26 protein-coding genes and 1 pseudogene are annotated in these 25,611 nt (G+C 59.8%); 14 read left to right on the top strand and 13 right to left on the bottom strand.

All coding sequences use genetic code 11. The features are described from left to right. The first annotated feature begins 205 nt into the window (after positions 1-205). The 3 genes from AC3IX4_RS24320 to AC3IX4_RS24310 all read left to right on the top strand — a co-directional run bounded on the left by AC3IX4_RS24320 (position 206) and on the right by AC3IX4_RS24310 (position 4,608). Entirely contained in the window at positions 206-2,920 is a 2,715-nt protein-coding gene (locus AC3IX4_RS24320; protein WP_489257891.1) for a winged helix-turn-helix domain-containing protein, read from the top strand. Between the two features lie 209 nt (positions 2,921-3,129). After that, entirely contained in the window at positions 3,130-3,774 is a 645-nt protein-coding gene (locus AC3IX4_RS24315) for an MBL fold metallo-hydrolase (RefSeq protein WP_489257890.1), read from the top strand. Between the two features lie 138 nt (positions 3,775-3,912). After that, entirely contained in the window at positions 3,913-4,608 is a 696-nt protein-coding gene (locus tag AC3IX4_RS24310) for a YiaD family glycine zipper/OmpA-like lipoprotein (RefSeq protein ID WP_489257889.1), read from the top strand. 158 nt (positions 4,609-4,766) lie between these two features. Here AC3IX4_RS24310 and yihG read toward each other — a convergent pair whose 3' ends face one another. From yihG to AC3IX4_RS24295, 3 genes and pseudogenes are all read right to left on the bottom strand, one after another. Next, the gene (gene yihG / locus AC3IX4_RS24305; protein WP_489257888.1) at positions 4,767-5,654 is read right to left on the bottom strand and encodes a 1-acylglycerol-3-phosphate O-acyltransferase, YihG family; all 888 of its coding nucleotides are present in this window, start codon (positions 5,652-5,654) and stop codon (positions 4,767-4,769) included. 8 nt (positions 5,655-5,662) lie between these two features. After that, the gene (pta, locus tag AC3IX4_RS24300) at positions 5,663-7,759 is read right to left on the bottom strand and encodes a phosphate acetyltransferase (RefSeq protein ID WP_489257887.1); all 2,097 of its coding nucleotides are present in this window, start codon (positions 7,757-7,759) and stop codon (positions 5,663-5,665) included. Between the two features lie 139 nt (positions 7,760-7,898). After that, positions 7,899-7,994, bottom strand: a pseudogene (locus AC3IX4_RS24295) (DUF3565 domain-containing protein); the annotation flags it as partial. On the opposite strand from AC3IX4_RS24295, the gene AC3IX4_RS24290 reads away from it, so the two are divergent. The 3 genes from AC3IX4_RS24290 to AC3IX4_RS24280 all read left to right on the top strand — a co-directional run bounded on the left by AC3IX4_RS24290 (position 7,963) and on the right by AC3IX4_RS24280 (position 10,388). Beyond that, positions 7,963-8,448 carry an FKBP-type peptidyl-prolyl cis-trans isomerase gene (locus AC3IX4_RS24290; protein WP_489257886.1) on the top strand — a complete coding sequence of 162 codons (486 nt, stop codon included), beginning with the start codon at positions 7,963-7,965 and terminating at the stop codon, positions 8,446-8,448. The pseudogene AC3IX4_RS24295 and the gene AC3IX4_RS24290 overlap by 32 nt on opposite strands. A gap of 159 nt (positions 8,449-8,607) precedes the next feature. Further along, positions 8,608-9,090 (top strand): glutathione peroxidase, encoded by a 483-nt coding sequence (locus tag AC3IX4_RS24285; RefSeq protein WP_489257885.1) that lies wholly within the window; start codon positions 8,608-8,610, stop codon positions 9,088-9,090. 194 nt (positions 9,091-9,284) lie between these two features. Then, positions 9,285-10,388 carry an NADH:flavin oxidoreductase gene (locus tag AC3IX4_RS24280; protein ID WP_489257884.1) on the top strand — a complete coding sequence of 368 codons (1,104 nt, stop codon included), beginning with the start codon at positions 9,285-9,287 and terminating at the stop codon, positions 10,386-10,388. Here the strand turns inward: AC3IX4_RS24280 and AC3IX4_RS24275 are convergent. Both AC3IX4_RS24275 and cysZ read right to left on the bottom strand, forming a co-directional pair. Further along, positions 10,357-11,565 (bottom strand): glycosyltransferase family 4 protein, encoded by a 1,209-nt coding sequence (locus tag AC3IX4_RS24275; RefSeq protein WP_489257883.1) that lies wholly within the window; start codon positions 11,563-11,565, stop codon positions 10,357-10,359. The two genes, AC3IX4_RS24280 and AC3IX4_RS24275, sit on opposite strands and share 32 nt — an antisense overlap. A 162-nt stretch (positions 11,566-11,727) precedes the next feature. Then, the gene (gene cysZ / locus AC3IX4_RS24270; protein WP_489257882.1) at positions 11,728-12,468 is read right to left on the bottom strand and encodes a sulfate transporter CysZ; all 741 of its coding nucleotides are present in this window, start codon (positions 12,466-12,468) and stop codon (positions 11,728-11,730) included. A 296-nt stretch (positions 12,469-12,764) separates the two neighbouring features. Here cysZ and trxB point away from each other — a divergent pair, with 296 nt between their 5' ends. Beyond that, a complete protein-coding gene (gene trxB, locus AC3IX4_RS24265) occupies positions 12,765-13,727 on the top strand; it encodes a thioredoxin-disulfide reductase (protein WP_489257881.1) in 963 nt (320 codons plus the stop codon). A 217-nt stretch (positions 13,728-13,944) separates the two neighbouring features. Here the strand turns inward: trxB and AC3IX4_RS24260 are convergent, their stop codons facing one another. Genes AC3IX4_RS24260 through folM form a run of 3 tightly spaced genes read right to left on the bottom strand, consistent with a single transcriptional unit; the run spans position 13,945 to position 15,302 of the window. Further along, positions 13,945-14,286, bottom strand: coding sequence for a HopJ type III effector protein (locus AC3IX4_RS24260; RefSeq protein ID WP_489257880.1), 342 nt, complete (start codon positions 14,284-14,286; stop codon positions 13,945-13,947). Further along, on the bottom strand, positions 14,279-14,575 hold the full coding sequence (locus tag AC3IX4_RS24255) for a DUF1244 domain-containing protein (RefSeq protein WP_489257879.1): 297 nt from the start codon (positions 14,573-14,575) through the stop codon (positions 14,279-14,281). Before AC3IX4_RS24255 ends, AC3IX4_RS24260 begins: the two co-directional genes overlap by 8 nt. A 34-nt stretch (positions 14,576-14,609) precedes the next feature. Then, positions 14,610-15,302: a dihydromonapterin reductase gene (gene folM, locus AC3IX4_RS24250; protein WP_489257878.1), complete on the bottom strand. Its 693-nt coding sequence runs from the start codon at positions 15,300-15,302 to the stop codon at positions 14,610-14,612. Between the two features lie 170 nt (positions 15,303-15,472). On the opposite strand from folM, the gene AC3IX4_RS24245 reads away from it, so the two are divergent. Beyond that, positions 15,473-15,928, top strand: a complete 456-nt coding sequence (locus tag AC3IX4_RS24245; RefSeq protein ID WP_489257877.1) for a flavodoxin — start codon at positions 15,473-15,475, stop codon at positions 15,926-15,928. 224 nt (positions 15,929-16,152) lie between these two features. Then, positions 16,153-17,055, top strand: coding sequence for an alpha/beta fold hydrolase (locus AC3IX4_RS24240; protein ID WP_489257876.1), 903 nt, complete (start codon positions 16,153-16,155; stop codon positions 17,053-17,055). Between the two features lie 356 nt (positions 17,056-17,411). On the opposite strand, the gene AC3IX4_RS24235 is transcribed toward AC3IX4_RS24240, so the two are convergent. Then, the gene (locus AC3IX4_RS24235) at positions 17,412-18,185 is read right to left on the bottom strand and encodes an IclR family transcriptional regulator (protein ID WP_489257875.1); all 774 of its coding nucleotides are present in this window, start codon (positions 18,183-18,185) and stop codon (positions 17,412-17,414) included. A 158-nt stretch (positions 18,186-18,343) separates the two neighbouring features. On the opposite strand from AC3IX4_RS24235, the gene hmgA reads away from it, so the two are divergent. The 3 genes from hmgA to maiA are packed head-to-tail and all read left to right on the top strand — an operon-like array spanning position 18,344 to position 21,594. After that, the gene (gene hmgA / locus AC3IX4_RS24230; RefSeq protein ID WP_489257874.1) at positions 18,344-19,648 is read left to right on the top strand and encodes a homogentisate 1,2-dioxygenase; all 1,305 of its coding nucleotides are present in this window, start codon (positions 18,344-18,346) and stop codon (positions 19,646-19,648) included. A gap of 3 nt (positions 19,649-19,651) precedes the next feature. After that, positions 19,652-20,950, top strand: coding sequence for a fumarylacetoacetase (gene fahA / locus AC3IX4_RS24225; RefSeq protein ID WP_489257873.1), 1,299 nt, complete (start codon positions 19,652-19,654; stop codon positions 20,948-20,950). 11 nt (positions 20,951-20,961) lie between these two features. Beyond that, positions 20,962-21,594: a maleylacetoacetate isomerase gene (maiA, locus tag AC3IX4_RS24220; protein ID WP_489257872.1), complete on the top strand. Its 633-nt coding sequence runs from the start codon at positions 20,962-20,964 to the stop codon at positions 21,592-21,594. Positions 21,595-21,603: 9 nt separating this feature from the next. Here the strand turns inward: maiA and AC3IX4_RS24215 are convergent, their stop codons facing one another. Then, the gene (locus AC3IX4_RS24215) at positions 21,604-22,413 is read right to left on the bottom strand and encodes a SirB1 family protein (RefSeq protein WP_489257871.1); all 810 of its coding nucleotides are present in this window, start codon (positions 22,411-22,413) and stop codon (positions 21,604-21,606) included. 158 nt (positions 22,414-22,571) lie between these two features. Between AC3IX4_RS24215 and AC3IX4_RS24210 the strand changes: the two genes are divergently transcribed. After that, positions 22,572-23,597, top strand: a complete 1,026-nt coding sequence (locus tag AC3IX4_RS24210; protein ID WP_489257870.1) for a Leu/Phe/Val dehydrogenase — start codon at positions 22,572-22,574, stop codon at positions 23,595-23,597. A gap of 36 nt (positions 23,598-23,633) precedes the next feature. Here AC3IX4_RS24210 and AC3IX4_RS24205 read toward each other — a convergent pair whose 3' ends face one another. Continuing rightward, a complete protein-coding gene (locus tag AC3IX4_RS24205; protein ID WP_489257869.1) occupies positions 23,634-23,894 on the bottom strand; it encodes a YebG family protein in 261 nt (86 codons plus the stop codon). A gap of 241 nt (positions 23,895-24,135) precedes the next feature. Between AC3IX4_RS24205 and AC3IX4_RS24200 the strand changes: the two genes are divergently transcribed. Continuing rightward, positions 24,136-24,612, top strand: a complete 477-nt coding sequence (locus AC3IX4_RS24200) for a phosphate-starvation-inducible protein PsiE (RefSeq protein WP_489257868.1) — start codon at positions 24,136-24,138, stop codon at positions 24,610-24,612. A 23-nt stretch (positions 24,613-24,635) separates the two neighbouring features. Here AC3IX4_RS24200 and AC3IX4_RS24195 read toward each other — a convergent pair whose 3' ends face one another. Further along, positions 24,636-24,932, bottom strand: coding sequence for a DUF3509 domain-containing protein (locus tag AC3IX4_RS24195; RefSeq protein ID WP_489257867.1), 297 nt, complete (start codon positions 24,930-24,932; stop codon positions 24,636-24,638). Between the two features lie 167 nt (positions 24,933-25,099). After that, complete coding sequence (locus AC3IX4_RS24190; protein WP_489257866.1) at positions 25,100-25,510, bottom strand: HPF/RaiA family ribosome-associated protein; 411 nt, start codon at positions 25,508-25,510, stop codon at positions 25,100-25,102. Between the last annotated feature and the right edge of the window lie 101 nt (positions 25,511-25,611).

Genomic DNA, 25,611 nt, shown 5'->3' with positions numbered 1-25,611 from the left:
TCCGGCATTCCGGCAAGCTCTGCTCCTACACTCGATCACGCCGCGGTTTGCCAGATGCGTTGTCCCCGCACATCCTTGTCATCTTTTCTCGATAACATCTTGTCACAGACATTTGTTGTAAAAGAATCTTCAACTCCCTCGATTTAACCGCTAGTCTGCGGACATCTGCACTGCCGACAACAGCACTTTCGACCTGAGCCGGAATATGACTGATCTGTCCCGTTTGCAAGGCCTGACCGGTCGCGCCACGCCGTCGCTGGAAGGGCCGTTCTATCGTCCACCGCTACCTGAGGGCCATGTGCCGAGGGGGCGTTTGTGCGAACGATTGGCAGCGGGGCTCAGCGGGCGTTTAATGCTGGTCAGCGCCCCGGCAGGCTTTGGCAAAAGCTCGCTGGCCATCGAGTTCTGTCAACACTTGCCTGAACAATGGCGCAGCCTGTGGTTGGGCCTGAACCGCCGCGACAATGACCCGGGGCGGTTTCTGGAGCGCTTGCTCGAAGGCTTGCAACAGCACTTTCCCTTGTTGGGCGGCCAGGCGATGGGCCTGCTGAAAATGCGCCAACGGCATCAACCCTTCGCCTTCGAAGAATGGCTCGACGGCCTGCTCGATGAGTTGGGTGAGCAACTTCAGCCCGAACAACCGGTGCTGCTGGTACTCGATGACTACCACCTGGCACAGGGCCCGATCCTGGACCGCTGCCTGCAGTTTTTTCTCAACCATTTGCCGGCAGGCCTGGTGTTGCTGGTCACCAGTCGCCAGCGCCCGGAGTGGCACTTGGCGCGTCTGCGCCTCTCACGCCAGTTGCTGGAACTGAACGAACAGGACCTGCGCCTGACCGAGGCCGAGTCCATTGCGATCCTCGGCCAGCATTCCTCCAGCCTTCACGGCCAGGCCCTCGACAGCCTGGTTCAGCGCAGTGAAGGCTGGGTGGCGGGGCTGCGTTTCTGGTTGCTGGCCGCTGCCGGTGGGGATGCGGTATTGCCGCAGGCCATGCACGGTGGCGAAGGGCTGATTCGCGATTACTTGCTTGAAGAAGTCATCGACGGCCTGACACCCGAGATCCAGGCCTTTCTCTATGACACCGCCTGCCAGGATCGTTTCTGCGCAGAACTGTGCGACGCCATGCGCGAGGCCCATGACAGCGCCGAGATCCTGCGCTATTTGCAGGCCCATCAGGTGTTTCTGGTGCCACTGGACGCCCAAGGCCACTGGTTTCGCTATCACCACCTGTTTTCCGACTTGCTGCGCACCCGCTCCAGCGGTATTCCGGCGGCCAGCTTGCATTTGCGTGCCTGCCGCTGGTTCAACACGCAGGACCTGCTTGATGAAGCGGTCGAGCAGGCATTGCGTGCCGGGCATCTGGATGTGGCCGCCAACCTGGTACAGAACCTCTCGGAAGAGCAACTGCTTGCCGAGCAGAATGTTGGCATGCTGCTGCGCTGGAAAATGGACTTGCCTGACAGCCTGCTCAGTAGCTCCCCGCGTCTGATCGTGCTGTACAGCTGGGCCCTGGCGCTGGCCTGCCAACTGGATGCCGCTGAAGCATTGGCCGCTCACCTGAGCCGCTTTCTGCCGGCGCCTTCGGCCACGGCTCAAAAGTCGATGTTGGCCCAGTGGCTGGCCTTGAGCGGCATCATCGCCCGCGGTCGTGGTGATCGGCAGCGCACACTGGCCTATTGCACCGAAGCGTTGCTAAGCCTGCCAATCAAACGTTATGGCCAACGCCTGATGTGCTTGTCCACGCTTTCCAACCTGGCGATTGTCGATGCCGATTTCTGGCGAGCGCGGCGTTGGAACCGTGAGGCACTGGAATTGGCCCAGCGCGTGGGCAACCCCATGTTTGAAGCCTTGGCCCACTATGACCGGGCGCGCGTGCTGCATGCCAGGGGCGAAGTGCTACGTGCCCTCGATGAAGTGCATCAAGGGTTGCGGCGCCTGCAGGGGTTATCAGCTCAGCGGCTGTATGCAGTGCGAGCGCGCTTGACGCTGTATGAGGGCTATTTGCTGGTGGCGCGCCTGCAACCGCAGGCCGGTCGCCAACGTCTGCAGGCCGGTCTGAACGAAGCGCGGGCTTGCCGGGATATCAGCGTGCTGATCGGCCATTGCGTGTTGGCCGGGCTGGATGGGCGAGAAGGTCGCTTTGCCGAAGCCTTCACCCAGCTTGCCGAGGCCGAGCGCTTGATGCACATCTGGGACGTGCCGCCCATTTACTACTTGGCGATGATCACCCTGATCAAATGCGAACTATGGCTGGCCCAAGGCCGAACAGACTTGGCCGAAGCCTGGTTATTGCGCCTAGGCCAGACCTACGGGGGAGAGCAGGCGGCAGCGGCGCCGGAGTTCCATCCCCAGTTGGCGCTGCATATCGAGTTGCAACAGGCGCAGCTGGCGCAGGTTCAGCAACGACCGGCCCAAGCGCAGGAAAGGTTGTTTCGACTGGATGCCCAGGGGCAAGCCAGCGGTGGCCATTTGCTTAGCGTCATGGCCTTGAACCAATGGATCGGATGGCTGCTGGGCAATGGCCAGCAGCCTGAAGCCAGATCCTTATTCAGTCGCAGCCTTCAAGCGGCCGAAGGTGGAGCACTGCTGCCATTTGATCGTCTGATCCGCCAGCACCCGGATTGGCTTCGTGAGCAACTTCAACATCACTCCCCAAGCCTCACCCAACAAGCGCTGCTGGACGCTTTACCCACACGCGAAGCGCAAGCGCTGGCCAGCGCCCCGATTGAACTGCTCAGCAGCCGCGAACGGGCTGTGCTGGAGTTGATCGCCCAAGGCTGCTCGAACCAACAGATCAGCCAACAGCTGTTTATCTCGCTGCACACGGTCAAGACCCACGCCAGCCACATCAACAGTAAACTGGGCGTGGCGCGGCGTACACAGGCGGTAGCCAAGGCGCAGTCGCTGGGGCTGCTGTAATCCTCGCGGTGTGCGGGGATGCCATGGGGATCCCATCGCGACCAAGGTCTGCTCCTACAACGCGTGTAGGAGCCGGCTTAGCCGCGATGAACACACCGCGATTTACCTGATACACCGCGGTGAGGTCATCGCAGGTAAAACGGGGTTTTGTGTAAGGGTTGGGCATGTAACACTTCGTCCCAATCAGCCCGTTTTCCTCAGGACTATCCATGACCTCTAACAACCCCCCGCTCATCCGCGAAACCTTCCCCGTCGGCCCGTTGCAGTGCAACTGCACCATCATAGGTGACCCGATCAGCAAGAAAGCCATTGTCGTCGACCCAGGCGGCAACCATGAGCTGATCCTCGCCCGCCTCGATGCGCTGGGCCTGAAGGTGGTCAGTATCATCCACACCCACGCCCATCTGGATCACTTCCTGGCCTCCGGTCAGTTGAAGGAGAAGACGGGTGCGACCTTGCATCTGCACAAGGCCGATCAATTCCTGTGGGACAACCTGGAAATGCAGTGCCAGATGTTCGGCGTGCCGTACACGCCGGTGCCTTCGCCGGACCGTTGGCTGGAAGACGATGAAGAACTGGCCTGCGGCTGCGGTGTGGCGTTGCACACGCCGGGGCATACGCCGGGGTCCATGAGCTTCTGGTTTGCAGAGTCCAAGCTGTTGATTGCCGGCGACACGTTGTTCCGTCGTGGTATTGGCCGCACGGATTTGTGGGGCGGTGATCAGCCGACCATCGTGCGCTCGATCAAGCAGCGGCTGTATAGCCTTGATGAAGAGGCGACAGTGGTGACTGGCCACGGGCCGGATACCCGGCTGGGCGATGAAATGCGCGAGAATCCGTTTGTGCGGGCTTGATGGCCGCTAGGCAGACTATCCTTTTGCAAATGCCTGAAGGGTCTGCACGGAATTTTTTGCGACCGTTGCGCTCAAAGGCCAACAAAGGTCCGCAGCATCAGGCTGTAACCACCGAAAGAAAGATCAGGAGCTTTACCAATGTTCACCTCGCGTCGCATGATCATTGTCGCCACGGCCGTGGCCTTGCTGTCCGGCTGTGCATCCCAGAACCCCTACAATAGCCAAGGTCAGACGCAAGAGTCCTCCGGCATGAGCAAGACCGCCAAGTACGGCGGCCTGGGTGCGCTGGCCGGTGCCTTGGCGGGTGCCGCCATCGATCACGACAACCGTGGCAAGGGTGCGCTGATTGGCGCCGCTGCCGTTGGCGCGGCCGCGGCCGGCTACGGCTACTACGCTGACAAGCAAGAAGCCGCCCTGCGTGCCAGCATGGCCAACACCGGCGTTGAAGTGCAGCGTGAAGGCGATCAGATCAAACTGATCATGCCGGGCAACATCACCTTCGGCACCGACTCTTCGGCCATTGCCAGCAGCTTTTACTCACCGCTGAACAACCTGGCCAACTCCTTCAAGCAGTTCAACCAGAACAACATCGAGATCATCGGTTTCACCGACAGCACCGGCAGCCGCCAGCACAACATGGACCTGTCGCTGCAGCGCGCCCAGGCGGTCAGCACCTACCTGACTTCCCAAGGTGTGGATGGCTCGCGCCTTTCGGTGCGTGGCGCAGGGCCTGATCAGCCGATCGCCAGCAACGCCGACGCCAATGGCCGTGCCCAGAACCGTCGCGTCGAGGTCAACCTCAAGCCGATTCCTGGCCAGCAATACCAGCAGTAAATTGCGTTGGTTGGCTGCCCGTGAGGCGGCTTACCTGACACAGCGCGGCGCCTGCATCGCGGGCAAGCCCGGCTCCTACGTAGGAGCGCGGCTTGCCGGCGATGCAGGCTACCAGTTCGTGTAGGAGCCAGCCTTGGCTGCGATGCAGGCGCCGCGGTTTATTTCAGTTCGCTAAGCAACCGATCCTTCTCTTCCCAAAGCCCATTGATCCACGCCTGAAATTCCTGGCGATAGGCTTCGTCCTGGTCATAGCTCTTGCCTATGAACGCCTGCGGTATTTCGATTTCTTCCAGCACCACCACTATCTCCCGCACGCGGCCGCACAGTAGGTCCCAGAACCCCGGGTGGCCGCCCGGGTAGTGCAGGGTCACGTTGATGATCGATTGCAATTGCTCGCCCATGGCGTCCAGCACAAAGGCGATCCCGCCTGCCTTGGGTTTGAGCAGGTGGCGAAACGGTGATTGTTGCTGGGCATGCTTGGCGGGGGTAAAGCGAGTCCCCTCGGCAAAGTTGAAGATGGCCGTGGGTTGGTGACGGAACTTGGCACAGGTACGGCGCGTGGTTTCCAGATCCTTGCCTTGCTTTTCCGGGTGTTTGGCCAGGTACGCCTTGCTGTAGCGCTTCATGAACGGAAAGCCCAGTGCCCACCAGGCAAGGCCAATGACGGGCACCCAGATCAGTACTTGCTTGAGGAAAAACTTCAAGGGCCGGATACGCCGGTTGAGCACGTATTGCAGCACCAGGATGTCCACCCAGCTCTGGTGATTGCTGGTGATCAGGTAAGAGTGCTGGTAGTCCAGCCCTTCGAGCCCGCTGACGCGCCAGCGAGTCGGCGCGACCAGGCGCATCCAGCCTTTGTTGGCGCTGATCCAGGCTTCGTGGATATGCCGCATCAGCACGTCACAGACGCGCTGGGCAGCCGGGAAGGGCAGGCACAGTTTCAACAGGCTGGCGACAAACAACGGTACGCAGCAAACGAGTGTGTTGAGCCCCAATAACAGCGAGGCGATCACGCCTCGCAGGGCAGCGGGTAAAAAGGCAAGCATGGACGGTCCTAGAGGTCGGCGCTACGGTTGGCCTGAATCGCCGTCAGGGCGATGGTGTAGACGATGTCATCTACCTGGGCGCCACGGGGCAGGTCGTTGACCGGTTTGCGCAAGCCTTGCAGCATCGGCCCAAGGCTGACGCAGTCGGCGCTGCGCTGCACCGCCTTGTGGGTGGTGTTGCCTGTGTTCAAGTCCGGGAACACAAACACCGTGGCGCGACCGGCCACGGGGCTGTCCGGGGCCAGCTGGCGGGCCACGTCTATATTGGCGGCGGCGTCGTACTGCAACGGGCCGTCGATCTGCAGGTCGCGTTGGGCTTCGCGGGCCAGCTGCGTGGCTTCACGAACCTTCTCCACATCCTCGTCGCCCAGGCTGTTGCCGCTGGAATAGCTGATCATCGCAACCCGCGGCGCGACGCCAAAGGCCGCAGCGGAGTCGGCGCTTTGCAGGGCGATTTCGGCCAGTTCCGCAGCGCTGGGGTGCGGGTTCATCACGCAGTCGCCGTACACCAGTACCTGCTCGGGAAACAGCATGAAGAACACCGAGGACACCAGTGTGCAGCCCGGCGCGGTCTTGATCAGCTGCAGGGCAGGACGGATGGTGTTGGCGGTGGAATGGATCAGGCCCGAGACCAAGCCGTCTACTTCATCGAGCGCCAGCATCATGGTGCCGATCACCACCGGGTCCTCCAGCTGCTGTTCGGCCATCGGTGCGTTGAGGCTTTTGCTCTTGCGCAAGGCCACCATGGGCTCGACATAGCGCTCACGGATCAGGTCCGGGTCGAGGATCTCCAGACCTTCGGGCAGCACGATGTCCTGGGCCTGGGCCACGGCATAGACGTCTTCTGGTTTGGCCAGCAGCACGCAGCGAGCGATGCCACGGGCCTGGCAAATGGCAGCGGCCTGTACCGTCAGCGGTTCGCTGCCCTCGGGCAGGACGATGCGCTTGTTGGCCTGCTGGGCGCGCTGGATCAACTGATAGCGGAACACTGCCGGTGACAGGCGAAGCTCGCGTGGCGTACCACAACGTTGGTGTAACCAGGCAGCGTCCAGGTGGCTGGCGACGAAATCGGTGATGATCTCCGCACGTTCGCGGTCATCGATCGGGATTTCCTTGTTCAGGCCATTGAGGCGGTTGGCGGTGTCATAGGAGCCTGTGCTCACCGACAGCACGGGCAGGCCCGCCTGCAGGGCGCCGCGGCACAGTTCGAGGATCCGCGGGTCGGGCACGGTGTCGCTGGTCAGGAGCAGGCCGGCCAGGGGCACACCGTTGATGGCGGCCAGGCTGACGGCCAGAATGATGTCGTCGCGATCGCCCGGCGTCACCACCAGCGTACCGGGCTTGAGGAGTTGCAAGGTGTTGAGCACGGTGCGGGCGCAGATGATGATCTTGTTCATGCGCCGGGTTTCATAGTCCCCGGCATTGATCACCTGTGCGCCCAAGAGCTCCGCCACATCGCGGGTGCGGGGGGCGTTGAGGTCGGCCTGGAAGGGAATACAACCCAGTAGGCGGAAATCACCCCCGCGCAGCAGCGGCGAGTGTTCGCGCAGGCGTGCGGCGAACTCATCCATGCTTTCGTCGGTGCGAACCTTGTTAAGGATGACGCCCAGCACTTTCGGGTCCCGTGGGCCGCCGAACAATTGGGCCTGCAGCTCTACCCGGCCGGACAGTTCGGTCAGCACCTCGTTGTCCGGCGCCGAGACCAGGATGACCTCGGCGTCCAGGCTCTTGGCCAAGTGCTGGTTAACCCGGGCGGCGTAGCTGGCGTGTCGGGTCGGCACCATGCCTTCGACAATCAGCACGTCCTTGCCGACCGCTGCCTGCTGATAAAGGCTGACGATTTCTTCCAGCAGTTCGTCCAGTTGGCCGTCACCGAGCATGCGTTCGACATGGGCCAGGGCCAGCGGCTTGGGGGGCTTGAGGCCGTGGGTGCGAGCGATCAGTTCGGTGGAGCGCTCAGGGCCGGTATCGCCAGGGTGAGGTTGAGCGATCGGCTTGAAGAAGCCGACTTTCAGGCCCGCGCGCTCAAGCGTGCGTACCAGGCCAAGGCTGATAGAGGTCAAGCCGACGCCGAAGTCGGTCGGCGCGATAAAAAAAGTTTGCATGCGAACTTCTCGAAATGTGCGTGCAGGGGGCCGGCGTGGTGCAAGCCCGCCAACCTCTGAATCAATTGCCTAGGGTAGCGCCATCGACCCCCTGAGCGCACGCGACAACGCTGGTGGGCCGTCTGTCCTCCTTGCGTTAGCTTTCAGGCGAGGGCTTGGTTACACTTGTCGATTCAACATTCTTATGCAAAAGGTCCCGCCCCATGCCGATCGCTGCCAACAAGGCTGTGTCCATCGAATATACCCTCACCAACGACGCTGGTGAGGTCATCGACAGCTCTGCCGGCGGCGCTCCGCTGGTCTACCTGCACGGCGCAGGTAACATCATCCCGGGTCTGGAAAAGGCCCTGGAAGGCAAGGACGTCGGCGAAGAGCTGAAAGTGTCCATCGAGCCTGAAGAAGCCTACGGCGAATACTCCGCTGAACTGGTCAGCACCCTGAGCCGCAGCATGTTCGAAGGTGTCGACGAGCTGGAAGTGGGCATGCAGTTCCACGCTTCGGCGCCGGACGGCCAGATGCAGATCGTCACCATTCGCGACCTGGACGGCGACGACGTGACCGTCGACGGCAACCACCCACTGGCTGGCCAGCGCCTGACCTTCCAGGTGAAGATTGTCGACATTCGTGATGCCAGCCAGGAAGAAGTGGCTCATGGCCACGTTCATGGCGAAGGTGGTCATCACCACTGATTTCTGCTGCTAAGCTCAGAAAGCCGTAGAGGCGCCCGAGCAGGTCAAGGCAGGCTTACATTAGCCTGCTGTCGGCCTGGATGGGCGCTTTTTTTTGTCTGTCAGTATTCCTTGTGGCGGTAATCAGGGGCTTCAGGGATCAAGATAGGGGAGATCGTCATGAGTGCTTTTCACGACCTTAAGTTGCAAGGACTGGATGGCAAGGACTTGCCGTTGGCACCTCTGAAGGGGCAGGTTGTACTGGTGGTCAACGTGGCTTCCAAGTGCGGGCTGACGCCTCAGTATGCGGCCTTGGAAAACCTGTATCAGCAGTACAAAGGCAAGGGTTTCAGTGTGTTGGGCTTGCCATGCAATCAGTTTGCCGGGCAGGAGCCTGGGAGCGAAAATGAAATCAAAGAGTTTTGCAGCCTGAACTACGGTGTGAGTTTCCCGCTGGGCAGCAAGATTGAAGTCAACGGCCATGATCGCCATCAGCTGTACCGCTTGCTGGCGGGTGAGGGCGCAGAGTTTCCAGGCGATATCAGCTGGAACTTCGAGAAATTCCTGGTCGGCAAGGATGGCCGGGTGCTGGCGCGCTTTTCGCCGCGCACCGCACCGGATGATCAGACAGTGATCCAGGCCATCGAAAAAGCGCTGACCTGACCTGCTTTGGGGTAGGAGCCGGCTTTAGCCCGCGGTGCGTCAGGCAAACCGCGGTGCGTTCATCGCGGCTAAAGCCGGCTCCTACAGCGCCGTCGTTTTTTCCTCTTATCACCAATATCAATAGTGCTGGGCCGCACAGGCCACGGCCACCTATCCTGCACCTCTCTATTCCCCATCTGCTCGGAGAGTTCCGCATGTCGGTCAATGCCCTGTTCCAACCTTTCAGCCTGGGTTCGCTACAGTTGCCCTCGCGCGTGGTCATGGCGCCGATGACGCGCTCCTTCTCACCCGGCGGTGTGCCTGGCGCCAAGGTGGTGGAGTATTACCGTCGTCGCGCGGCAGCCGGTGTCGGGCTGATTATCACCGAAGGCACCACGGTTGGGCACAAGGCAGCCAACGGTTACCCTCACGTACCGCGGTTTTATGGCGAAGAGGCCTTGGCTGGCTGGCAAGCCGTGGTCGATGCCGTCCATGCCGAGGGCGGCAAAATAGTCCCGCAGCTGTGGCATGTCGGCAGCGTGCGTCGCAAGGGTACCGAGCCGGACGCCAGTGTGCCGGGCTTTGGCCCCAGCGAAAAAATCAAGGACGGGGAAACCTTGGTGCACGGCATGAGCCTTGAGGATATCGGCGAGGTCATTGCCGCCTTCGCCCAGGCCGCCCGCGACGCCCAGGCCATTGGTATGGATGGCGTGGAAATTCATGGCGCCCACGGCTACCTGATCGACCAGTTTTTTTGGGACCACAGCAACCGTCGCACCGACGAGTACGGTGGCTCGCTGGCCAATCGCTCACGGTTTGCCATCGAATTGATTCGGGCTGTGCGAGCCGCAGTTGGGCCCGACTTTCCGATTATCTTTCGCTACTCCCAGTGGAAGCAGCAGGATTACAGCGCACGCCTGGTGACGAGCAGCGAAGCGTTGGGCGAGTTCCTGCAGCCGTTGGTCGAAGCCGGTGTGGACATCTTTCACTGCTCGACTCGCCGCTTCTGGGAACCCGAATTTGAGGGCTCGGAGCTGAATTTGGCCGGCTGGACTCGTAAGCTGACCCGTAAGCCGACCATTACCGTGGGAAGCGTGGGACTCGATGACGAGTTTTTGCAGTTCATGGTGTCGACCGACAAAGTGGCGCAGCCGGCCAGCCTTGAAAATCTGCTCAAGCGTTTGAATAACGATGAGTTTGATTTGGTCGCAGTGGGGCGTGCATTGCTGGTGGACCCGGACTGGGCGCTCAAGGTTCGCGAGGGGCGAGAACAGGACATTTTGCCGTTCAGCCGCGAAGCGTTGACGACCCTGGTTTGATCGCCAGTAACTGAGGATGCACTGCAGCGTCTGTGGTCTTGCAGGCGCTACGCAGAAACCCTTCAAATTGTTCGATGATCGCTGGCCAGCCTTGGCGACTGGCATGTTGCCGTGCGTTCAGGCGCACCCGGCGCAAGGTTTCAGCCTCTTCCAGCAGCCAGGCGGCGGCGTCGATAAACGCTGCTTCATCTCCCGGCATCGCCAGGGCACCGTTGTGACCGTGGCGGATGTGCTGGGCGGCGGCAGCTTCATCGTAAGCCACCACGCCAAGGCCTGAGGCCAAGGCTTCGAGCACTACATTGCCAAAGGTTTCGGTCAGGCTGGGAAACAGGAATATATCGCCTGACGCATAGTGTTCAGCCAGGGTTTCGCCGCGTTGTGCGCCGCAGAAAATCGCCTGCGGCAATTGTTGCTCCAGCGCGGCGCGTTGCGGGCCATCACCGACCACGATCAATTTGATACGACGGGAGGGGTAGGTGAGGGCCAGGGCATCGAAGCTGCGCTTGAGCATTCCAAGGTTCTTCTCCGGCGCCAGGCGTCCGACGTGTAGCAGGGCAATGTCATCGTCGGCCAGGCCCCATTGCTCACGCAGCGCCGGCGAGCGCTTGCTGGGATGAAATAACCGGCTGTCCACACCCCGCGAGAGCAGCGCCAGGCCTTCAAAGCCTCGCCGCTCCAGCGCTATCGACTGGCTGGGGCTGGGCACCAGGGTGATCTGGGTACGACGATGAAACCAGCGCAGGTAATGGGTTAGCACCCGATTCAAGAGGCCCAGCCCGTACACCCCGGAATACTGCTGGAAGTTGGTATGAAAACCGCTGACCACGGCAATGCCCAACCGTCTGGCCGCCCGCAGGGCGCTGAGCCCCAAGGGGCCTTCGGTGGCGATATAAAGCACATCCGGGCGCTGTCGCGTCCAACGGCGCAGCAACTTGTGCATGGAGGCCTGGCCCCATTGCAGTCCAGGGTAGCCGGGCAATGGCCAGCCGCGACACAGCAGCAGGTCATCACTGGCGCCGGTCGCTTCATCGACGCTTTGGCGTGGCCGCACCAGCTCAACCCGATGCCCTAGTGCCCGTAAGCCCTCGCTCAGGCGACCAAGGGTATTGGCCACGCCGTTGATTTCAGGTGGGAAGGTTTCGCTGATTAGAGTGATGTGCAGAAAGGGTGCTGTCATGACGACCAGTGTCGATCGCGAGCATTGCGCTGGTGTGACAGTTACAAGATGGATTGATGAACGGTGCTGTAGGAGCAGAGCTTGCTCGCGATGGCCACACCGCGGTGCATCGGGGAACCGCGGTGTGGCCATCGCCGGCTAAAGCCGGCTCCCACACAATGATCAGAGTGAGCGCGCTTCCCGCTCACGTACCCAGAACAAGGTCGCCCCGGCCACCGCTGCCGGCATCATCACAATGTTCACTAGCGGAATCAGCAACACCAGGTAGACGCTGCCGCCAAAGCTCAGGCTCTGCCAGCGCTTGGCGCGCAGCCAGGCGAGCATGTCTTGCCAGCTCATTTTGTGGTTGTCTGCCGGGTAGTCGATGTACTGAATGGCCATCATCCATACACCGAACAACAGCCAGAGGGGGGCGGCGACGATATTGACCACCGGAATGAACGACAGGATGAATAAACCGATGGCGCGCGGCAGGAAATAACCCAGCTTGCGCAATTCCCGCCCAAAGGTACGCGGAACCATGGCAGTCAGTTCGCCCCAGCTGAAGGCCGGGAAGTCATCGGTGCCACGCACCACCACCTCGACCTTTTCCGCCAGAAAGCCATTGAACGGCGCGGCAATGATGTTGGCCAGCATCGTGAAGGTGAAAAACACCATCAGCACCACCAGCACCACAAACAGCGGCCAGAGGATGTAGTTCAGAAAGCTCAGCCAGTCGGGAAGGCTGGGCATCAGGCTGTCGACCCAAAGGCTGAACTGATGACCGGCCAGGTAAATCAGGCCGCCAAACAAAATCAGGTTGATGGCCAGCGGCAGGAGTACGAACAGCCGCAGGTTGGGGCTTAAGATCAGGTTCAGCCCTTCACGCAGGTATTGAGGGCCGGAAAGTACGGGGGCTTGCATCGCGAGCTCCAAGCTGTGGAAACGGGCCGACCTTACCGAGTTACGGTGCCGGGCGATAGGTGAGAAACGAGTTGTAACAATGCAGGTTGACGCTATAGAGGTCGTCTATGAGGTGGATTGTATTTAGGTATTTCTCTACTCTTTGCCACCTCGTTTACAGTGCGCTCAACTTTTCAATGCCTGTAAACCGTACCTAACCGTTTTCAGGTCTGGCAATATTCCTTCCCCAAGGCGTTGTGAGGCCTTTTTAGTTTCCATCACGAACCGGATGCATCCAGGTTCGACAGGAGTGTGTCATGTCTGAAGTCCGTCATTCCCGCGTGATTATCCTTGGCTCCGGCCCTGCCGGTTACAGCGCTGCCGTCTACGCTGCCCGCGCCAACCTCAAGCCACTGCTGATCACCGGCATGCAGGCCGGTGGCCAACTGACCACCACCACCGAAGTCGACAACTGGCCGGGCGACGTCCATGGCCTGACCGGCCCGGTACTGATGGAGCGGATGCGTGAGCACGCCGAGCGTTTCGAAACCGAAATCGTCTTCGACCACATCAATGCGGTAGACCTGGCCAGCAAGCCGTACACCTTGACCGGTGACAGCGGCACCTACACCTGTGATGCCCTGATCATCGCCACCGGTGCCAGCGCTCGTTACCTGGGCCTGCCGTCGGAAGAAGCGTTCATGGGCAAAGGCGTTTCCGCTTGCGCTACCTGCGACGGTTTCTTCTACCGCAACAAGCCAGTGGCCGTGGTCGGTGGCGGCAACACCGCTGTCGAGGAAGCGCTGTACCTGGCCAACATCGCCAGCAAGGTCACCCTGGTTCACCGTCGCGAAACCTTCCGCGCCGAGAAAATCCTGATCGACAAGCTGCACGCCCGGGTTGCTGAAGGCAAGATCGAGCTCAAGCTCAACGCCACCCTGGACGAAGTGCTGGGTGACAACATGGGCGTGACCGGTGCTCGCCTTAAAAACAACGACGGCAGCAGCGACGAAATCAAGGTCGACGGCGTATTCATTGCCATCGGCCACACCCCGAACACTGGGTTGTTCGAAGGCCAGCTGGAATTGAAAGACGGCTACTTGGTGGTCAAGGGCGGCGGTGACGGTAACGCTACGGCGACCAGCGTCGAAGGCGTATTTGCTGCCGGTGACGTGGCTGACCACATCTACCGCCAGGCCATCACCTCGGCCGGCGCTGGCTGCATGGCAGCACTGGATACCGAGCGTTACCTGGACGGCCTGCAGAACGCAGCCCTGTAGGAGCCAGCCTTGGCTGCGATGGCCGCACCGCGGTGTATCAGGTAGACCGCGGCGCGTTCATCGCGAGCAAGCTTGGCTCCCACAGGATCAAAAGCTCACTGCTCGATATCGAGGTGAATGGAGGTCGGCGTGGGAGTAAAGCTTGCTCACGATAGCCTCACCGCGTTCTGCCAGATGCACCATGGCGTCTGCATCGCGAGCAAGCTCTGCTCCTACATCAAGCCTTGCGATGCAGCGGCTGGGCAGCGAATTTGACGCCGGCCAAGCCATGGGCAATCAACGCCCGAATGTTGGCATGGTCGCTGCCCTCAGGCGTGGCCACCACTGAGCGATAGTGCTCGCCAAAGGCCAACAGCGCCTCTTCATCGGTCAAGCCTTCCAGCAGGGCCAAGCCCAAGGTCTTGCAGGAACCTTCGTTCTGCCCGGCCGCGTTCTCCACACCACCGTTATTGAAAGCCTGGGGCTGGTACTCGTAGCCTGCGGCAATAAAGGCCAGGGTGCCGGCAAATGCGTGTTCACCACTCTTGAGGCTGGCGCGCAGGGTATTCAGATCAGTCATGCTGTTTTCCTTTGACGAACGCCGCCTGTTGGTCGGCGCTGGCTTCTTTCTGGTATTGGTTTTTCCACTCGCTGTACGGCATGCCGTAGACCTGCTCACGGGCGTCATCGAGGCTGACCTCGATGCCACGCTCATCGGCGGCGGCCTTGTACCACTTGGACAAGCAGTTGCGGCAGAACCCGGCCAGGTTCATCAGGTCGATGTTCTGCACGTCGGTGCGGCTTTGAAAATGTTCCACGAGGCGGCGAAAGGCAGCCGCTTCGAGTTCAAGTTGTTCTTGGTTGTTCATGCTGTTCTCACAGAAGTTGACTGCAGACGATGGATCACTGGACGGCTTTTTTCAGGTGACGGCCACCATTGATCATCACACTGCTGCCTGTGCTGTAGGGGGTATTGAGGAGAAAGAAGACAGCATCGATCAGCGGTTGTGCGCCGGGCTCGAATTCCAGCAGGGCTTTCTTCAGTGTCTGGCGGCGATACTGCTCGTCGCCGTCTTCCTTGAACATCAACAGCCCAGGCAGCACGGCATTGACGTGAATATTGGGGGCGTATTTCTCGGCAAAGGACAGCACCATATTTTGCAAGGCAGCCTTGGTGGCGGCATAGGCAATATGGCTTTTGCTGCCACGGGTCGAGGTTTCATCGCAGATGTGAATGATGTCGGCCTTTTCCACCTTTGCCAATTGCTCACCGAGCGCCATGTTCAGGTGATAAGGCGCTTGGACGTGCAACTTGAACATGGTGTCCAGGTTGTCCAGGCCGTCGTCCAGCCATAGCGAGGCATTGTGGATCACGCCCCGCAATCCATCGTAATGACGGCTGATGTGTTCGATCAGTGCCAAGCGGTCGGCGTGTTGGGTCAAGTCTGCCTGGAACTGTTCGATGTTCGGATGCGCAGCAGTGGCGCTGAGATGGCGGCTGGCGCTGATAACGTGATGGCCAGCCTGGGCCAGTTGGATAGCCAGTTCGAGACCTACCCGTTGACTGGCGCCGGTGACAAGGATTGGACTATTCATGGATTGGCTGTCAACTTCAGAAATTACCGGGTGCGAAATGGTCCCAGCATAACCGAAGTTTTCTGCTCTGCGTGCACCCAGTGAGCCTGACCGGCCGTTTGCCTTCTCGCTGCGAATCAAAGGTAGAGCCTGTTAATATCCGACCCAAATACTCAGCCACAGGATCTGTCATGAAAGTCGCTATCTTTTCCGGGTCGGTTTACGGAACTGCCGAAGAAGTCGCTCGCCACGCCCAGAAACTGCTGCAAGCGGCCGGTTTCGAAGTGACCTACAGCAATCGTGCAACGCTTCAAGACCTGAAAGGCTTCGAGCCTGAAGCCTTACTGGCCGTGACCTCCACCACGGGAATGGGCGAGTTGCCTGACAACCTTCAGCCGTTGTTTCACCAGATTCGTGATGAGCTGCCAGGCGCCTGGCGTGGCTTGCCGGGTGCGGTCATTGGCCTGGGCGATGCCAGCTATGGCGATACGTTCTGCGCTGGCGGCGAGCAACTGCGCGAATTATTCGTTGAGCTGGGCGTGCGTGAAGTGCTGTCGATGTTACGCCTGGATGCCAGCGAAAGTGTCACCCCGGAAACAGACGCAGAGCCCTGGATCGCGCAATTGATCACACAATTGCAAGCCTGAAAGGACGCCGTAGGGCGGTTGACTCGAAAGGCCAGTAAGCTGGCTGCCAACGCAACTACCTTTCGCCCTGGCTGTGGCTAGACTCAGCAGCCAGGAGAGCACGTCAAAGTGCCGAGGTGATTGCCATGGCTTTAGCTCATGTCTTGCCGATACATCCCAGGGAGCCCGTCAGTACCCAGTGCGCAAGCGCCTCAGCCGACACCCGTCGCGAGGTGAACGCTTAAATGCAACTGTCCGAAATCCCCCTGTGCGTCTGGCGTACCCGCGGCCAGACGTTTTCCTTTCGGGGCCACAACATTCGTTACTGGAGCGCAGGGCAAGGAGAGCCACTGCTGTTAATCCACGGGTTTCCGACCGCCAGCTGGGACTGGCACTACTTGTGGCAACCCTTGGCGCAGCGCTTTCGGGTAATAGCCTGCGACATGATCGGTTTTGGCGACTCGTCCAAGCCGGTCAACCATCAATACAGCATGATCGAGCAAGCCGATCTGCAGCAGGCATTGCTCGTGCGTCTGAACATCGAGCAGCCGGTTCACCTGTTGGCCCATGATTACGGCGGCACAGTGGCTCAGGAGCTGCTTGCCCGGCATCATGAGCAGTGGGCCAGCGTCGCCAGCTGTGTATTTCTCAACAGCGGGCTGTTCCCCGAGGCGCATCGCTCGCTGCTGATCCAGAAACTGATGCTCAGCCCCTTGGGTTGGTTGGTCGGCCGGACCTTCTCGCGTGATGATCTGGTCAAGCAGGTGATACAGATCTACGGGCCACATACTCGTCCAAGTGAAAGCGCACTCGACGATGGTTGGAGCCTGATCGAGTCCAACCGCGGCACTCGCGTGCTGCACAAATTGGTGGGCTACATGCACGAACGGATCGAGCGCCGCGAGCGTTGGGTCGGTGCCCTTCAGCAAGGGGATGTGCCGCTGCGGTTTATCAATGGAGGAGTCGACCCGGTCTCCGGCGAACACATGCTCCGGCGCTATTGCGAATTGGTACCCCAACCCGACACCGTACTCTTGGATGACATCGGTCATTACCCGCACACCGAGGCGCCTACACAGGTATTGCACCATTACCTGAGTTTTCGCGACCGTTGTTCGAGCCTGTCGCTGCAAATGGCCTGTTCCTGAATCCTTGTAGGAGCCGAGCTTGCTCGCGATGAACGCAACGCGGTCCAAAGCCAGACCGCGTTGCGTTCATCGCAGGCAAGCCTTGCTCCTACAGGGACAGGTTTACCAATCTGCGCCCATAAAAAAGGCCGCTGTAAGACAGCGGCCAAAGAAGACGTTCGATCAAGGAGCTTCAAATCAACGTCGGTGAACCCTGGGTGTTGCAGGCGAGGACGTTACACTCGAGCCATTAACAACTGATTAACCTTTCTTGCAGCCTGCTAGCCGCTCAGAAAGTCCGACAATATTAATCAGACTTCTCCTACCGAAAAATACCTGATTGCGACATTCACTATTACTCTTCACGCAACAGTGACCTAGGCTTCAAAACCCATGCGCCAACTGATGGCCTGAGTTGTTGCCAGAAGTTTCCGCGCCGCTGGGCCATGCTCGTCAGCGTGGAAAATCGAGGTCGGGCCCACAATCGTCAGCACCGCCACAATCTGCCCGACCGCGTTGAACACCGGTGCCGACAGCGCGTCCACACCGGGCATCAACAGGCCGTGGATGTGATGCAGGCCACGTTGGCGAATGGCTTGAAATTGAGCTTCGTAATCCTGTTCACCGCCAAGTGTTTCTAGCTCACGGGCCAGCAGCGGCGCCGTTTCCCGGGCAGGCAAATAGGCACCGAACACCAGCCCCGTGGATGAGCTGAGTAACGGTAGGACTGAACCAATTTGTGTCACTACGGTCACTGCACGGGCGGCTGGCTCGATGCTGACCACCGTTGCGCCCTGATTGCCCCACACGGCCAAAAAGCAGCTTTCATTAATGTCGTCGCGCAGTTGTGAGAGGGGCAGGGCAGCGACTTTCAACACGTCCATCGAGCCCAGGGCCGCCAAGCCAACCCGCAATGCTTCACGGCCCAGGCCGTAATGGTTGGTCGCTGGATTCTGTTCAGCAAAGCCGCTGGCGATCAGTGCTTGCAGATAGCGATGTACCTTGCTGGCAGGCATTTGCACATGCTCGGCCAGGCGTGACAAAGACGTGGACGGCGCCAGTTGCGCCAACGCCTTGAGAATGTCGGTGCCGACTTCCGCCGAGCGGACTTTTTGTTTGCCGTTGTCGGCTGAGGGGCTGGCTTTGTCCATGGCGCATTCTGATCCGGGAAGACGGGAGGGCGTCTTTATAGCTTGACGCTGAATCCTAATCAAATTACGGTATTCGTAATCGGATTACGATAAAAATAACGCAGCCAAGCGCAAAACGCCCAACTGCCACACACCGGCCTGCTGGCCAGGAGGCTTCCATGAACCTCGACTCTACTCCACCTGCGCTCAATTACCTGAGCGGCTTCGGCAACGAATTCAACAGTGAAGCCTTGCCCGGTGCGTTGCCGGAGGGGCAGAACTCGCCGCAAAAAGCCCCGTATGGTTTGTACACCGAATTATTCTCCGGCACAGCCTTCACCATGGCCCGCAGTGAGCAGCGGCGTACCTGGCTGTATCGCATTCGCCCTTCGGCGCTGCACCCAGCCTTTGAACGGTTGGAGCGGCAATTGGCGGGCGGGCCGCTGGGGCCTGTCACGCCAAACCGTCTGCGTTGGAACCCATTGCCGATGCCCTGCGAGCCGACTGATTTCATCGACGGTTGGGTCAGCATGGCGGCTAATTCGAGCGCCGAAAAACCCACGGGCGTCAGCGTTCACCTCTATCGCGCCAACTGCTCGATGCAACGCGTGTTTTTCAACGCCGATGGCGAGCTGCTGGTGGTGCCGGAAATGGGCCGCCTGCGCATTGCCACCGAGTTGGGTGTCATGGACGTTGAGCCCCTGGAAATCGCTGTACTGCCACGGGGCCTGAAATTTCGCGTCGAATTGCTCGATGACCAGGCGAGCGGCTATATCGCCGAAAACCACGGCGCGCCTTTGCGTCTACCCGATCTGGGCCCGATCGGCAGCAATGGCCTGGCCAACCCGCGTGATTTCCTGACCCCGGTTGCGCACTACGAAGAAAGCACAGGCCCCGTGCAGCTGGTGCAGAAATTTTTGGGTGAGCTGTGGGGCTGCCAATTGCAGCATTCGCCGCTGGATGTGGTCGCCTGGCACGGCAATAACGTCCCTTACAAATATGACCTGCGCCGTTTCAACACCCTCGGCACGGTCAGCTTTGATCACCCGGACCCCTCTATTTTCACGGTATTGACCTCGCCCACCAGTGTGCATGGCTTGGCCAATATCGACTTCGTGATTTTCCCCCCGCGCTGGATGGTGGCCGAAAATACCTTTCGTCCACCTTGGTTCCACCGTAACCTGATGAATGAATTCATGGGCCTGATCCACGGCAGCTACGATGCCAAGGCCGAAGGTTTTCTACCTGGCGGTGCCTCGTTGCACAGCTGCATGAGTGCCCATGGACCGGATGGCGAAACCTGCACCACGGCCATCGCCGCACAACTTGAACCGCACAAAATCGACAACACCATGGCGTTTATGTTCGAGACCAGCCAAGTGCTGCGCCCGACTCGCTATGCTTTGGATTGCCCTCAACTGCAAGCCAGCTACGATGCTTGCTGGGCCACGTTGCCGACTACTTTCACACCGAATCGGAGATAACCCATGAATCAGCCAGTCTATTTGCTCAGCTGGGTCCCCGGCGCCAATGGCCATGCCGACTTTCCGCTGCAGAACTTGCCCATGGGCATTTTCAGCCATGGCGACCAGACTCCCCGTTGCGGCGTAGCCATCGGTGATTCGATTCTGGATCTTGAAGCTGTACTGGCCGCAGGGCTGTTCGATGGCCAAGCCCGTCGCGCAGTGGAAGCGGTGTGTGGTGGCACCCTCAATGCGTTTTTCGAACAGGGCCAGCAGACACGAATGGCCTTGCGTAGGCGCTTGATGCAAATGTTGGGCGAACAGGTTGCCGAGGAGGAACAGAAACAGCTCGTCGAATTCCTGTACCCGGCAGCAGAGTGCACGATGCACCTGCCAGCGCGCATCGGTGACTACACCGACTTCTACGTCGGCATCGAGCACGCCAAGAATGTCGGCAATCTGTTCCGTCCAGGCAACCCGCTACTACCCAACTACAAGCACGTCCCTATCGGTTATCACGGCCGCGCCTCGACCATTCGCGCGTCGGGTGCCGACGTGCGGCGTCCCAAGGGCCAGATCCTGCCCGCAGGTGGGACCGAACCCACCTTCGGCCCCACCGAACGCCTGGACTTCGAACTGGAGCTGGGTATCTGGATCGGCCTTGGCAACGCGCTGGGCGAGTCGATCCCGGTGTCCGAGGCGGCCAATCATGTGGCGGGCTATTGCCTGCTCAACGACTGGTCGGCGCGTGACATCCAGGCCTGGGAATACCAGCCGCTGGGCCCGTTCCTGTCGAAAAGCTTTATCACCAGCGTCTCGCCCTGGGTGGTAACGGCCGAGGCACTGGAGGCCTTCCGTTGTGCGCCGACGCCACGCGCTGACGGTGATCCACAGCCGCTGCCGTACTTGCTGGACGACCGTGACCAGAAAGGTGGTGGGCTTAATATCAACCTGGAAGTCCTGCTGCTGACCGAAAAAATGCGCGAGCAGAACCTGCCGGCCGAACGCCTGGCCCTGAGCAACACCCAGGCAATGTATTGGACCGTCGCCCAGATGATCACGCACCACAGCGTCAACGGCTGCCAGTTGCAAGCCGGTGACCTGTTCGGTTCTGGCACCTTGTCTGGCGCCAACCCTGGCGAGTTTGGCAGCCTGCTGGAGATCACCGAAGGCGGCAAAGCACCGATCAAGCTTGCCTCGGGCGAGGTGCGTACCTTCCTGGAAGACGGCGATGAAATCATCCTGCGCGCCCGCTGTCAGGGTGACGGCTTGGTTTCTATCGGCTTCGGTGAATGCCGTGGCAGGGTTGTGCCAGCACACTGAGGAGGTTGACGATGGATTTGTTCACATACTATCGCTCGACCTCCTCCTATCGGGTACGTATCGCCCTGGCCCTCAAGGGCCTGGATTTTCAGGCGCTGCCCGTCAATCTGCTCAAGGGTGAGCAACGTGAGGCGAGCTTTCTGGCGCTCAATCCACAGGGCCGAGTACCGGCCCTGCGGGTGGACTCGGGCGAGCTGATCGTGCAGTCCCCGGCGATCATCGAGTACCTCGAAGAGCTTTATCCAACGCCCACGCTGCTACCTGGCAATGCTGTGCAACGAGCCCATGCCCGTGCTGTAGCGGCAGTGATCGGTTGCGATGTTCACCCGTTGCACAACGTCAGTGTGCTGGGCCAGCTGCGTAAGGGCGGGTTCGATGACGATCAGGTCAATGCCTGGATCGGCCATTGGATCAGCCAGGGGTTGGCAGCGGTGGAGCAGATGATTGGCGATCAAGGCTATTGCTTTGGCAGCGAGCCTGGGCTTGCGGATGTCTACCTGATTCCGCAGTTGTACGCGGCCGAACGGTTCGGGGTATCGCTTGAGGCGTATCCACGGATTCGTCGGGTGGCACAGCTGGTCAACGCTCATCCGGCGTTTGTGAAGGCGCATCCGAGTCATCAGGTGGACATCCCAGCCACCTGATCTGGAGGTTCAGTGCATCGACGGCGTTGCCGTCGGTGGCAAACGGCTCAGGCGATCGGTCAGGCGCAGGCGTTGGATCGGATCGTCGGTTAGCAACAAGGCTCGCTCCAGGTCGAAACGCTCGGCCTGTGGGCAGTCCAGATGCTGATACAAAGCCGCGCGGGCCAGATAATCGCTGGCATTGGCGGGCCCTAGCTCCATCACGCGCTCGGCATCCTTGAGTGCGGCCAGATCGTTATCGTTGGTTGAATGCAGTTGGCGCAGGTTGCGCGACAGTCGTTGCAGCATCTGCTTGGCATCGGCTTCAAGCAAATGCTCGGCCGTCAGGGCAATCTGCGGGCCGAACTGGCGCCCCAGTAGCTCGCGGCAATCACTGGGGTACAACCGACGGCCGCCACAAGGGTCTAGCAGATGGTCGGCCCCCGGCACTCGCAACAGGAAATGGCCCGGAAAATTCACACCCGTCAACGGAATATCCAGGCGTTTGGCCAGCTCAAGGCAGATCAGCGCCAGGGCCAGCGGTTGCCCGCGTCGGCGTTGCAGGACTTTGTCGAGCAGTGCCGCCTGGGGCCGTAGCGGGTGGAACTCGTCCTGTTGAAACCCCAGGTGATTCAGGCGCCGCAACATGGGCTGGGCCAGTTCGCTGACCGGCAGCATCGGCAAGCCGATACTGATCTGCTGTTGCAGCGACTGAAACTCGCGCAGCAGTTTTTCGGGCTCGACGCTGGCATCGTGTTCGGCCGCTATCCACAACGCCGCTTCGAAAAGCGCGGGTGGGTTGCGGTCGAGGCAGGCTAGACAGGCTTGACGTGGGTTCATGAAAGCCTCCGCTTATGAGTTCCTTTTAGCGCTGTGCCAGCGGTTAGTCCAGTGCTCGGATTGTTATGCTCAAAAGCGTGCTTATTGCTGGGCGTTCGGTCGTCTCGGCCGATGCGGCCTATACTTGGATCAGCACCTGCCCCCCCGGAAGCCCGTTGATGTTTGCTCTGATGCAAAGCACGCGCACTCAATCGCTGCACCTGGCCGTAGACCCTGCGACCGGGCTCAAGGCTGTGATCGCGATTCACAATGAAAGTGCGGGCCCGGCACTGGGTGGCTGTCGATACCTGGCCTACCCGGATGATCAGTCGGCCATGATCGATGCCATACGCCTGGCTCAAGGCATGACCTACAAGGCCGCCCTGGCGGGACTTCCCCTGGGGGGTGGTAAAGCTGTGATCATTCGCAGCCCCCATGTGGAAAACCGTGCGGCGCTCTTCGAAGCATTCGGCCGATTTATCGAGACGCTGCAGGGGCGCTATATCACCGCCATCGACAGCGGCACCTCGACCCAGGACATGGACTGCATCGCCCAGGCCACCCAGCACGTCACCAGTACCACAGCCCAGGGCGACCCATCGCCACATACCGCGATGGGCGTGTTCGCTGGCATTCGCAGCACTGCGCTGGCGCGTTTGGGCAGCAGTAACCTGGAAGGCTTGCGCATCGCCGTGCAAGGGTTGGGTAACGTCGGATATGCGCTGGCCGAGCAGTTGCACGCCGCGGGCGCGGACCTTTTGGTCAGCGATCATGACGAAGGTCGGGTGCAACTGGCGATGGAGCAAATGAATGCCAAGCCCGTGGCCATCGACGCCTTGATCAGCACCCCCTGCGATATTTTCGCCCCCTGTGGCCTGGGTTCGATCCTCAATGGCCAAAGCGTTGCTCAGCTGCGTTGCGCAGCCGTTGCAGGGTCTGCCAACAACCAGCTCACCAATATGCAGGTCGCCGACCAGCTCGAAGCGCGCGGCATTCTCTACGCCCCGGATTACGTGATCAATTCCGGTGGGCTGATCTACTCGGCGTTGAAACACCGGGGCGAAGACCTCAGTACGATAACCGCCCACCTGTCACGTATCCCGTTGCGCCTGACAGAGGTCTATGCCCACGCGCAGGCCGAAAAACGCTCGCCTGCGCGCGTGGCCGAGAGTCTGGCTGAGCGGTTGGTGTATCCGCACTCGTAGCCCGTCGGATGCCGGTTGCCCGCAGCCCCCAAGCAGCTATTCGCCCTTGCCCGGTATCAGCTCAGCCAACGCCCCGGCATTGCTTTTGAACGCCGCTGCAAACACCGCGCGATTCTTGGCCATGAAGATACCGGTGTCTTCGGCCTGCTTCTCGGTCAGGTCAGGGATGTTTTTCAGGAGCACATCTGTCAGCGACTCGGCCAGTTCAAGCATTTGGTCGTGAGCGTCGGCAAGTTTGCGATCCACGAATGTCGTCTCCAGGTCACGGGTACTGCGATACAGGGTTTCAACAGCCATTTTCGGCCTCGTCGTTGGGTACTGTTAATTTATACAGTGCTCAGGATAAGCGAATCTCGAACATTTGAGTAGTGGCATCTTAGCGCTCTGGTGTAAACGTGCCTTGCGGCAATCTGCCACCTTCCCATGTCCTGCGACTGGCCTTTTAACTGCATGGCAGGGAAAGGGTCATCAGCACCGGGGTATCATCCGGCTCGAATCGTGGAAGCGCTGCTCAATTTTTGTACAGGATGGATAGGTAATGTCAGAAATCAAATGGGCTGAAAAGCTGCGCAAGAATTTGCATTCGCAAGCCGATTCGCTCGGCAATCTGTGTGTCGAGGCTTTTCATTACCTGGCGTTGTTCGGGATAGGCGCTATCACCGCCTACGGGGCGGTGTTTGCTTTTATCGAGATGATTGGCAAGGGCAGCGTCAGCGTCGACGACATTCTGCTGCTGTTTATCTACCTGGAGCTGGGCGCCATGGTTGGTATTTATTTCAAGACCAACCATATGCCCATCCGCTTTCTGCTCTATGTGGCGATCACCGCACTGACCCGTTTGTTGATCGGCGATGTGTCCCACCACAAGGCACCGGATGCTGGTTTACTGTATGTGTGTGGCGGTATTTTGCTGTTGTCGTTCTCGATTCTGGTCGTGCGGATGGCGTCGTCGAAATACCCGTCCAGCAAGGCCATTGATGCCAGCGGCAAGGAAATCGAGTCGGACGGTCGTTGATATGAAGCAAAGCGGGGCAGCGCTTACAGGTGGGACGCACTCTTGGTGCATGCTGCCCGGCGGTAGCTGTCCGTCATGCTGCCAAGAATCTCCAGGGCACTGCGGCCCTGCTCAATGGCGATGCCGAACTGAATGCTTTCGATCAAGTGCTTCAAGCGCTTAGGGTCGTTGCGCTGAGCGGGGCTGATCAGGCGCTTGGCGACCACACCGCCCTCGTCAGACAGGGTCAGTGTGATGCTGCCGTCCAGGCGTTCGATGCACAGGTTGACGCGGTAGTCGTTGGCGAAGGCATCGTTGATGAGCTGAAAGGGGTTGTCCATGGGAGGCACCTGGCTATTTAAGACTCAGAGTCATTGACCGGATGAATCACCGAATAGTTCGGTGGCGTTCATCGTGACCAGCTGATCAAAGACTTTGCAACGCCCATGCCGGAAATGAAAAAAGGCGAGCCCGAGGCTCGCCTTTTGTGATGCAGTGGCCGTAATGGCTAGTAGGTGCCAGTCCGGGCCTGCTCATTTTCCAAAAACTCTTCTTCCAGCAGTGCGTCGTTACCGGCCGGTACGATCTCCACGGTTTTGCCGGAACGCTTGTTGCGCAGTTTGCCGAACAAATGCTCCAGCGCATGTTCGAGTTTGGTCGCAGCGCCTTCGATGGCCTGCTCCAGGGTTTCTGCGGTGTGGCTGACGGAAATCGGTTGGTGGCCTTTTGGTCGAGCCTCCATCTGGCAGCGGTTGTCGTGCGGGCCTGGCTTGTCGCCATTTTCATCTTTGAGGTGGACCTCCACGCGGGTGAGGTCCTCTTCATAACGGTCGAGCGTGCTTTCTACGGTACTGCGTACCCACTCCTCAAGCCGGATGCTGCTTTGAATATGGTTGTCGCTATTGACTTGGATTTGCATAGTTAATCCCTTATTCAGCTAGCTCGCCAGGGCTGCGCGGCGAGTGAAATATTCCGGCGCCCTTGATTACAAGGTCAGGCAGCCAGAGAAGTTTTTCAACC

This window comes from Pseudomonas sp. KH_021, from assembly GCF_057838865.1.
Note: the sequence above shows the minus strand (reverse complement) of the source record. Positions and strands in the feature narration are given on the sequence as shown.

Excerpts from the sequence above, each read along its gene's own strand:
- AC3IX4_RS24190 (WP_489257866.1), bottom strand. The coding sequence starts at position 25,510 with ATGCAAATCCAAGTCAATAGCGACAACCATATTCAAAGCAGCATCCGG.
- maiA (WP_489257872.1), top strand. The coding sequence starts at position 20,962 with ATGGATTTGTTCACATACTATCGCTCGACCTCCTCCTATCGGGTACGT.
- AC3IX4_RS24315 (WP_489257890.1), top strand. The coding sequence starts at position 3,130 with ATGACCTCTAACAACCCCCCGCTCATCCGCGAAACCTTCCCCGTCGGC.
- yihG (WP_489257888.1), bottom strand. The coding sequence starts at position 5,654 with ATGCTTGCCTTTTTACCCGCTGCCCTGCGAGGCGTGATCGCCTCGCTG.
- AC3IX4_RS24205 (WP_489257869.1), bottom strand. The coding sequence starts at position 23,894 with ATGGCTGTTGAAACCCTGTATCGCAGTACCCGTGACCTGGAGACGACA.
- AC3IX4_RS24245 (WP_489257877.1), top strand. The coding sequence starts at position 15,473 with ATGAAAGTCGCTATCTTTTCCGGGTCGGTTTACGGAACTGCCGAAGAA.
- trxB (WP_489257881.1), top strand. The coding sequence starts at position 12,765 with ATGTCTGAAGTCCGTCATTCCCGCGTGATTATCCTTGGCTCCGGCCCT.
- AC3IX4_RS24260 (WP_489257880.1), bottom strand. The coding sequence starts at position 14,286 with ATGACTGATCTGAATACCCTGCGCGCCAGCCTCAAGAGTGGTGAACAC.
- AC3IX4_RS24290 (WP_489257886.1), top strand. The coding sequence starts at position 7,963 with ATGCCGATCGCTGCCAACAAGGCTGTGTCCATCGAATATACCCTCACC.
- AC3IX4_RS24235 (WP_489257875.1), bottom strand. The coding sequence starts at position 18,185 with ATGGACAAAGCCAGCCCCTCAGCCGACAACGGCAAACAAAAAGTCCGC.
- AC3IX4_RS24195 (WP_489257867.1), bottom strand. The coding sequence starts at position 24,932 with ATGGACAACCCCTTTCAGCTCATCAACGATGCCTTCGCCAACGACTAC.
- hmgA (WP_489257874.1), top strand. The coding sequence starts at position 18,344 with ATGAACCTCGACTCTACTCCACCTGCGCTCAATTACCTGAGCGGCTTC.
- pta (WP_489257887.1), bottom strand. The coding sequence starts at position 7,759 with ATGCAAACTTTTTTTATCGCGCCGACCGACTTCGGCGTCGGCTTGACC.
- AC3IX4_RS24310 (WP_489257889.1), top strand. The coding sequence starts at position 3,913 with ATGTTCACCTCGCGTCGCATGATCATTGTCGCCACGGCCGTGGCCTTG.
- AC3IX4_RS24255 (WP_489257879.1), bottom strand. The coding sequence starts at position 14,575 with ATGAACAACCAAGAACAACTTGAACTCGAAGCGGCTGCCTTTCGCCGC.
- folM (WP_489257878.1), bottom strand. The coding sequence starts at position 15,302 with ATGAATAGTCCAATCCTTGTCACCGGCGCCAGTCAACGGGTAGGTCTC.
- AC3IX4_RS24240 (WP_489257876.1), top strand. The coding sequence starts at position 16,153 with ATGCAACTGTCCGAAATCCCCCTGTGCGTCTGGCGTACCCGCGGCCAG.
- AC3IX4_RS24320 (WP_489257891.1), top strand. The coding sequence starts at position 206 with ATGACTGATCTGTCCCGTTTGCAAGGCCTGACCGGTCGCGCCACGCCG.
- AC3IX4_RS24210 (WP_489257870.1), top strand. The coding sequence starts at position 22,572 with ATGTTTGCTCTGATGCAAAGCACGCGCACTCAATCGCTGCACCTGGCC.
- cysZ (WP_489257882.1), bottom strand. The coding sequence starts at position 12,468 with ATGCAAGCCCCCGTACTTTCCGGCCCTCAATACCTGCGTGAAGGGCTG.
- AC3IX4_RS24275 (WP_489257883.1), bottom strand. The coding sequence starts at position 11,565 with ATGACAGCACCCTTTCTGCACATCACTCTAATCAGCGAAACCTTCCCA.
- AC3IX4_RS24215 (WP_489257871.1), bottom strand. The coding sequence starts at position 22,413 with ATGAACCCACGTCAAGCCTGTCTAGCCTGCCTCGACCGCAACCCACCC.
- AC3IX4_RS24285 (WP_489257885.1), top strand. The coding sequence starts at position 8,608 with ATGAGTGCTTTTCACGACCTTAAGTTGCAAGGACTGGATGGCAAGGAC.
- AC3IX4_RS24200 (WP_489257868.1), top strand. The coding sequence starts at position 24,136 with ATGTCAGAAATCAAATGGGCTGAAAAGCTGCGCAAGAATTTGCATTCG.
- AC3IX4_RS24280 (WP_489257884.1), top strand. The coding sequence starts at position 9,285 with ATGTCGGTCAATGCCCTGTTCCAACCTTTCAGCCTGGGTTCGCTACAG.
- fahA (WP_489257873.1), top strand. The coding sequence starts at position 19,652 with ATGAATCAGCCAGTCTATTTGCTCAGCTGGGTCCCCGGCGCCAATGGC.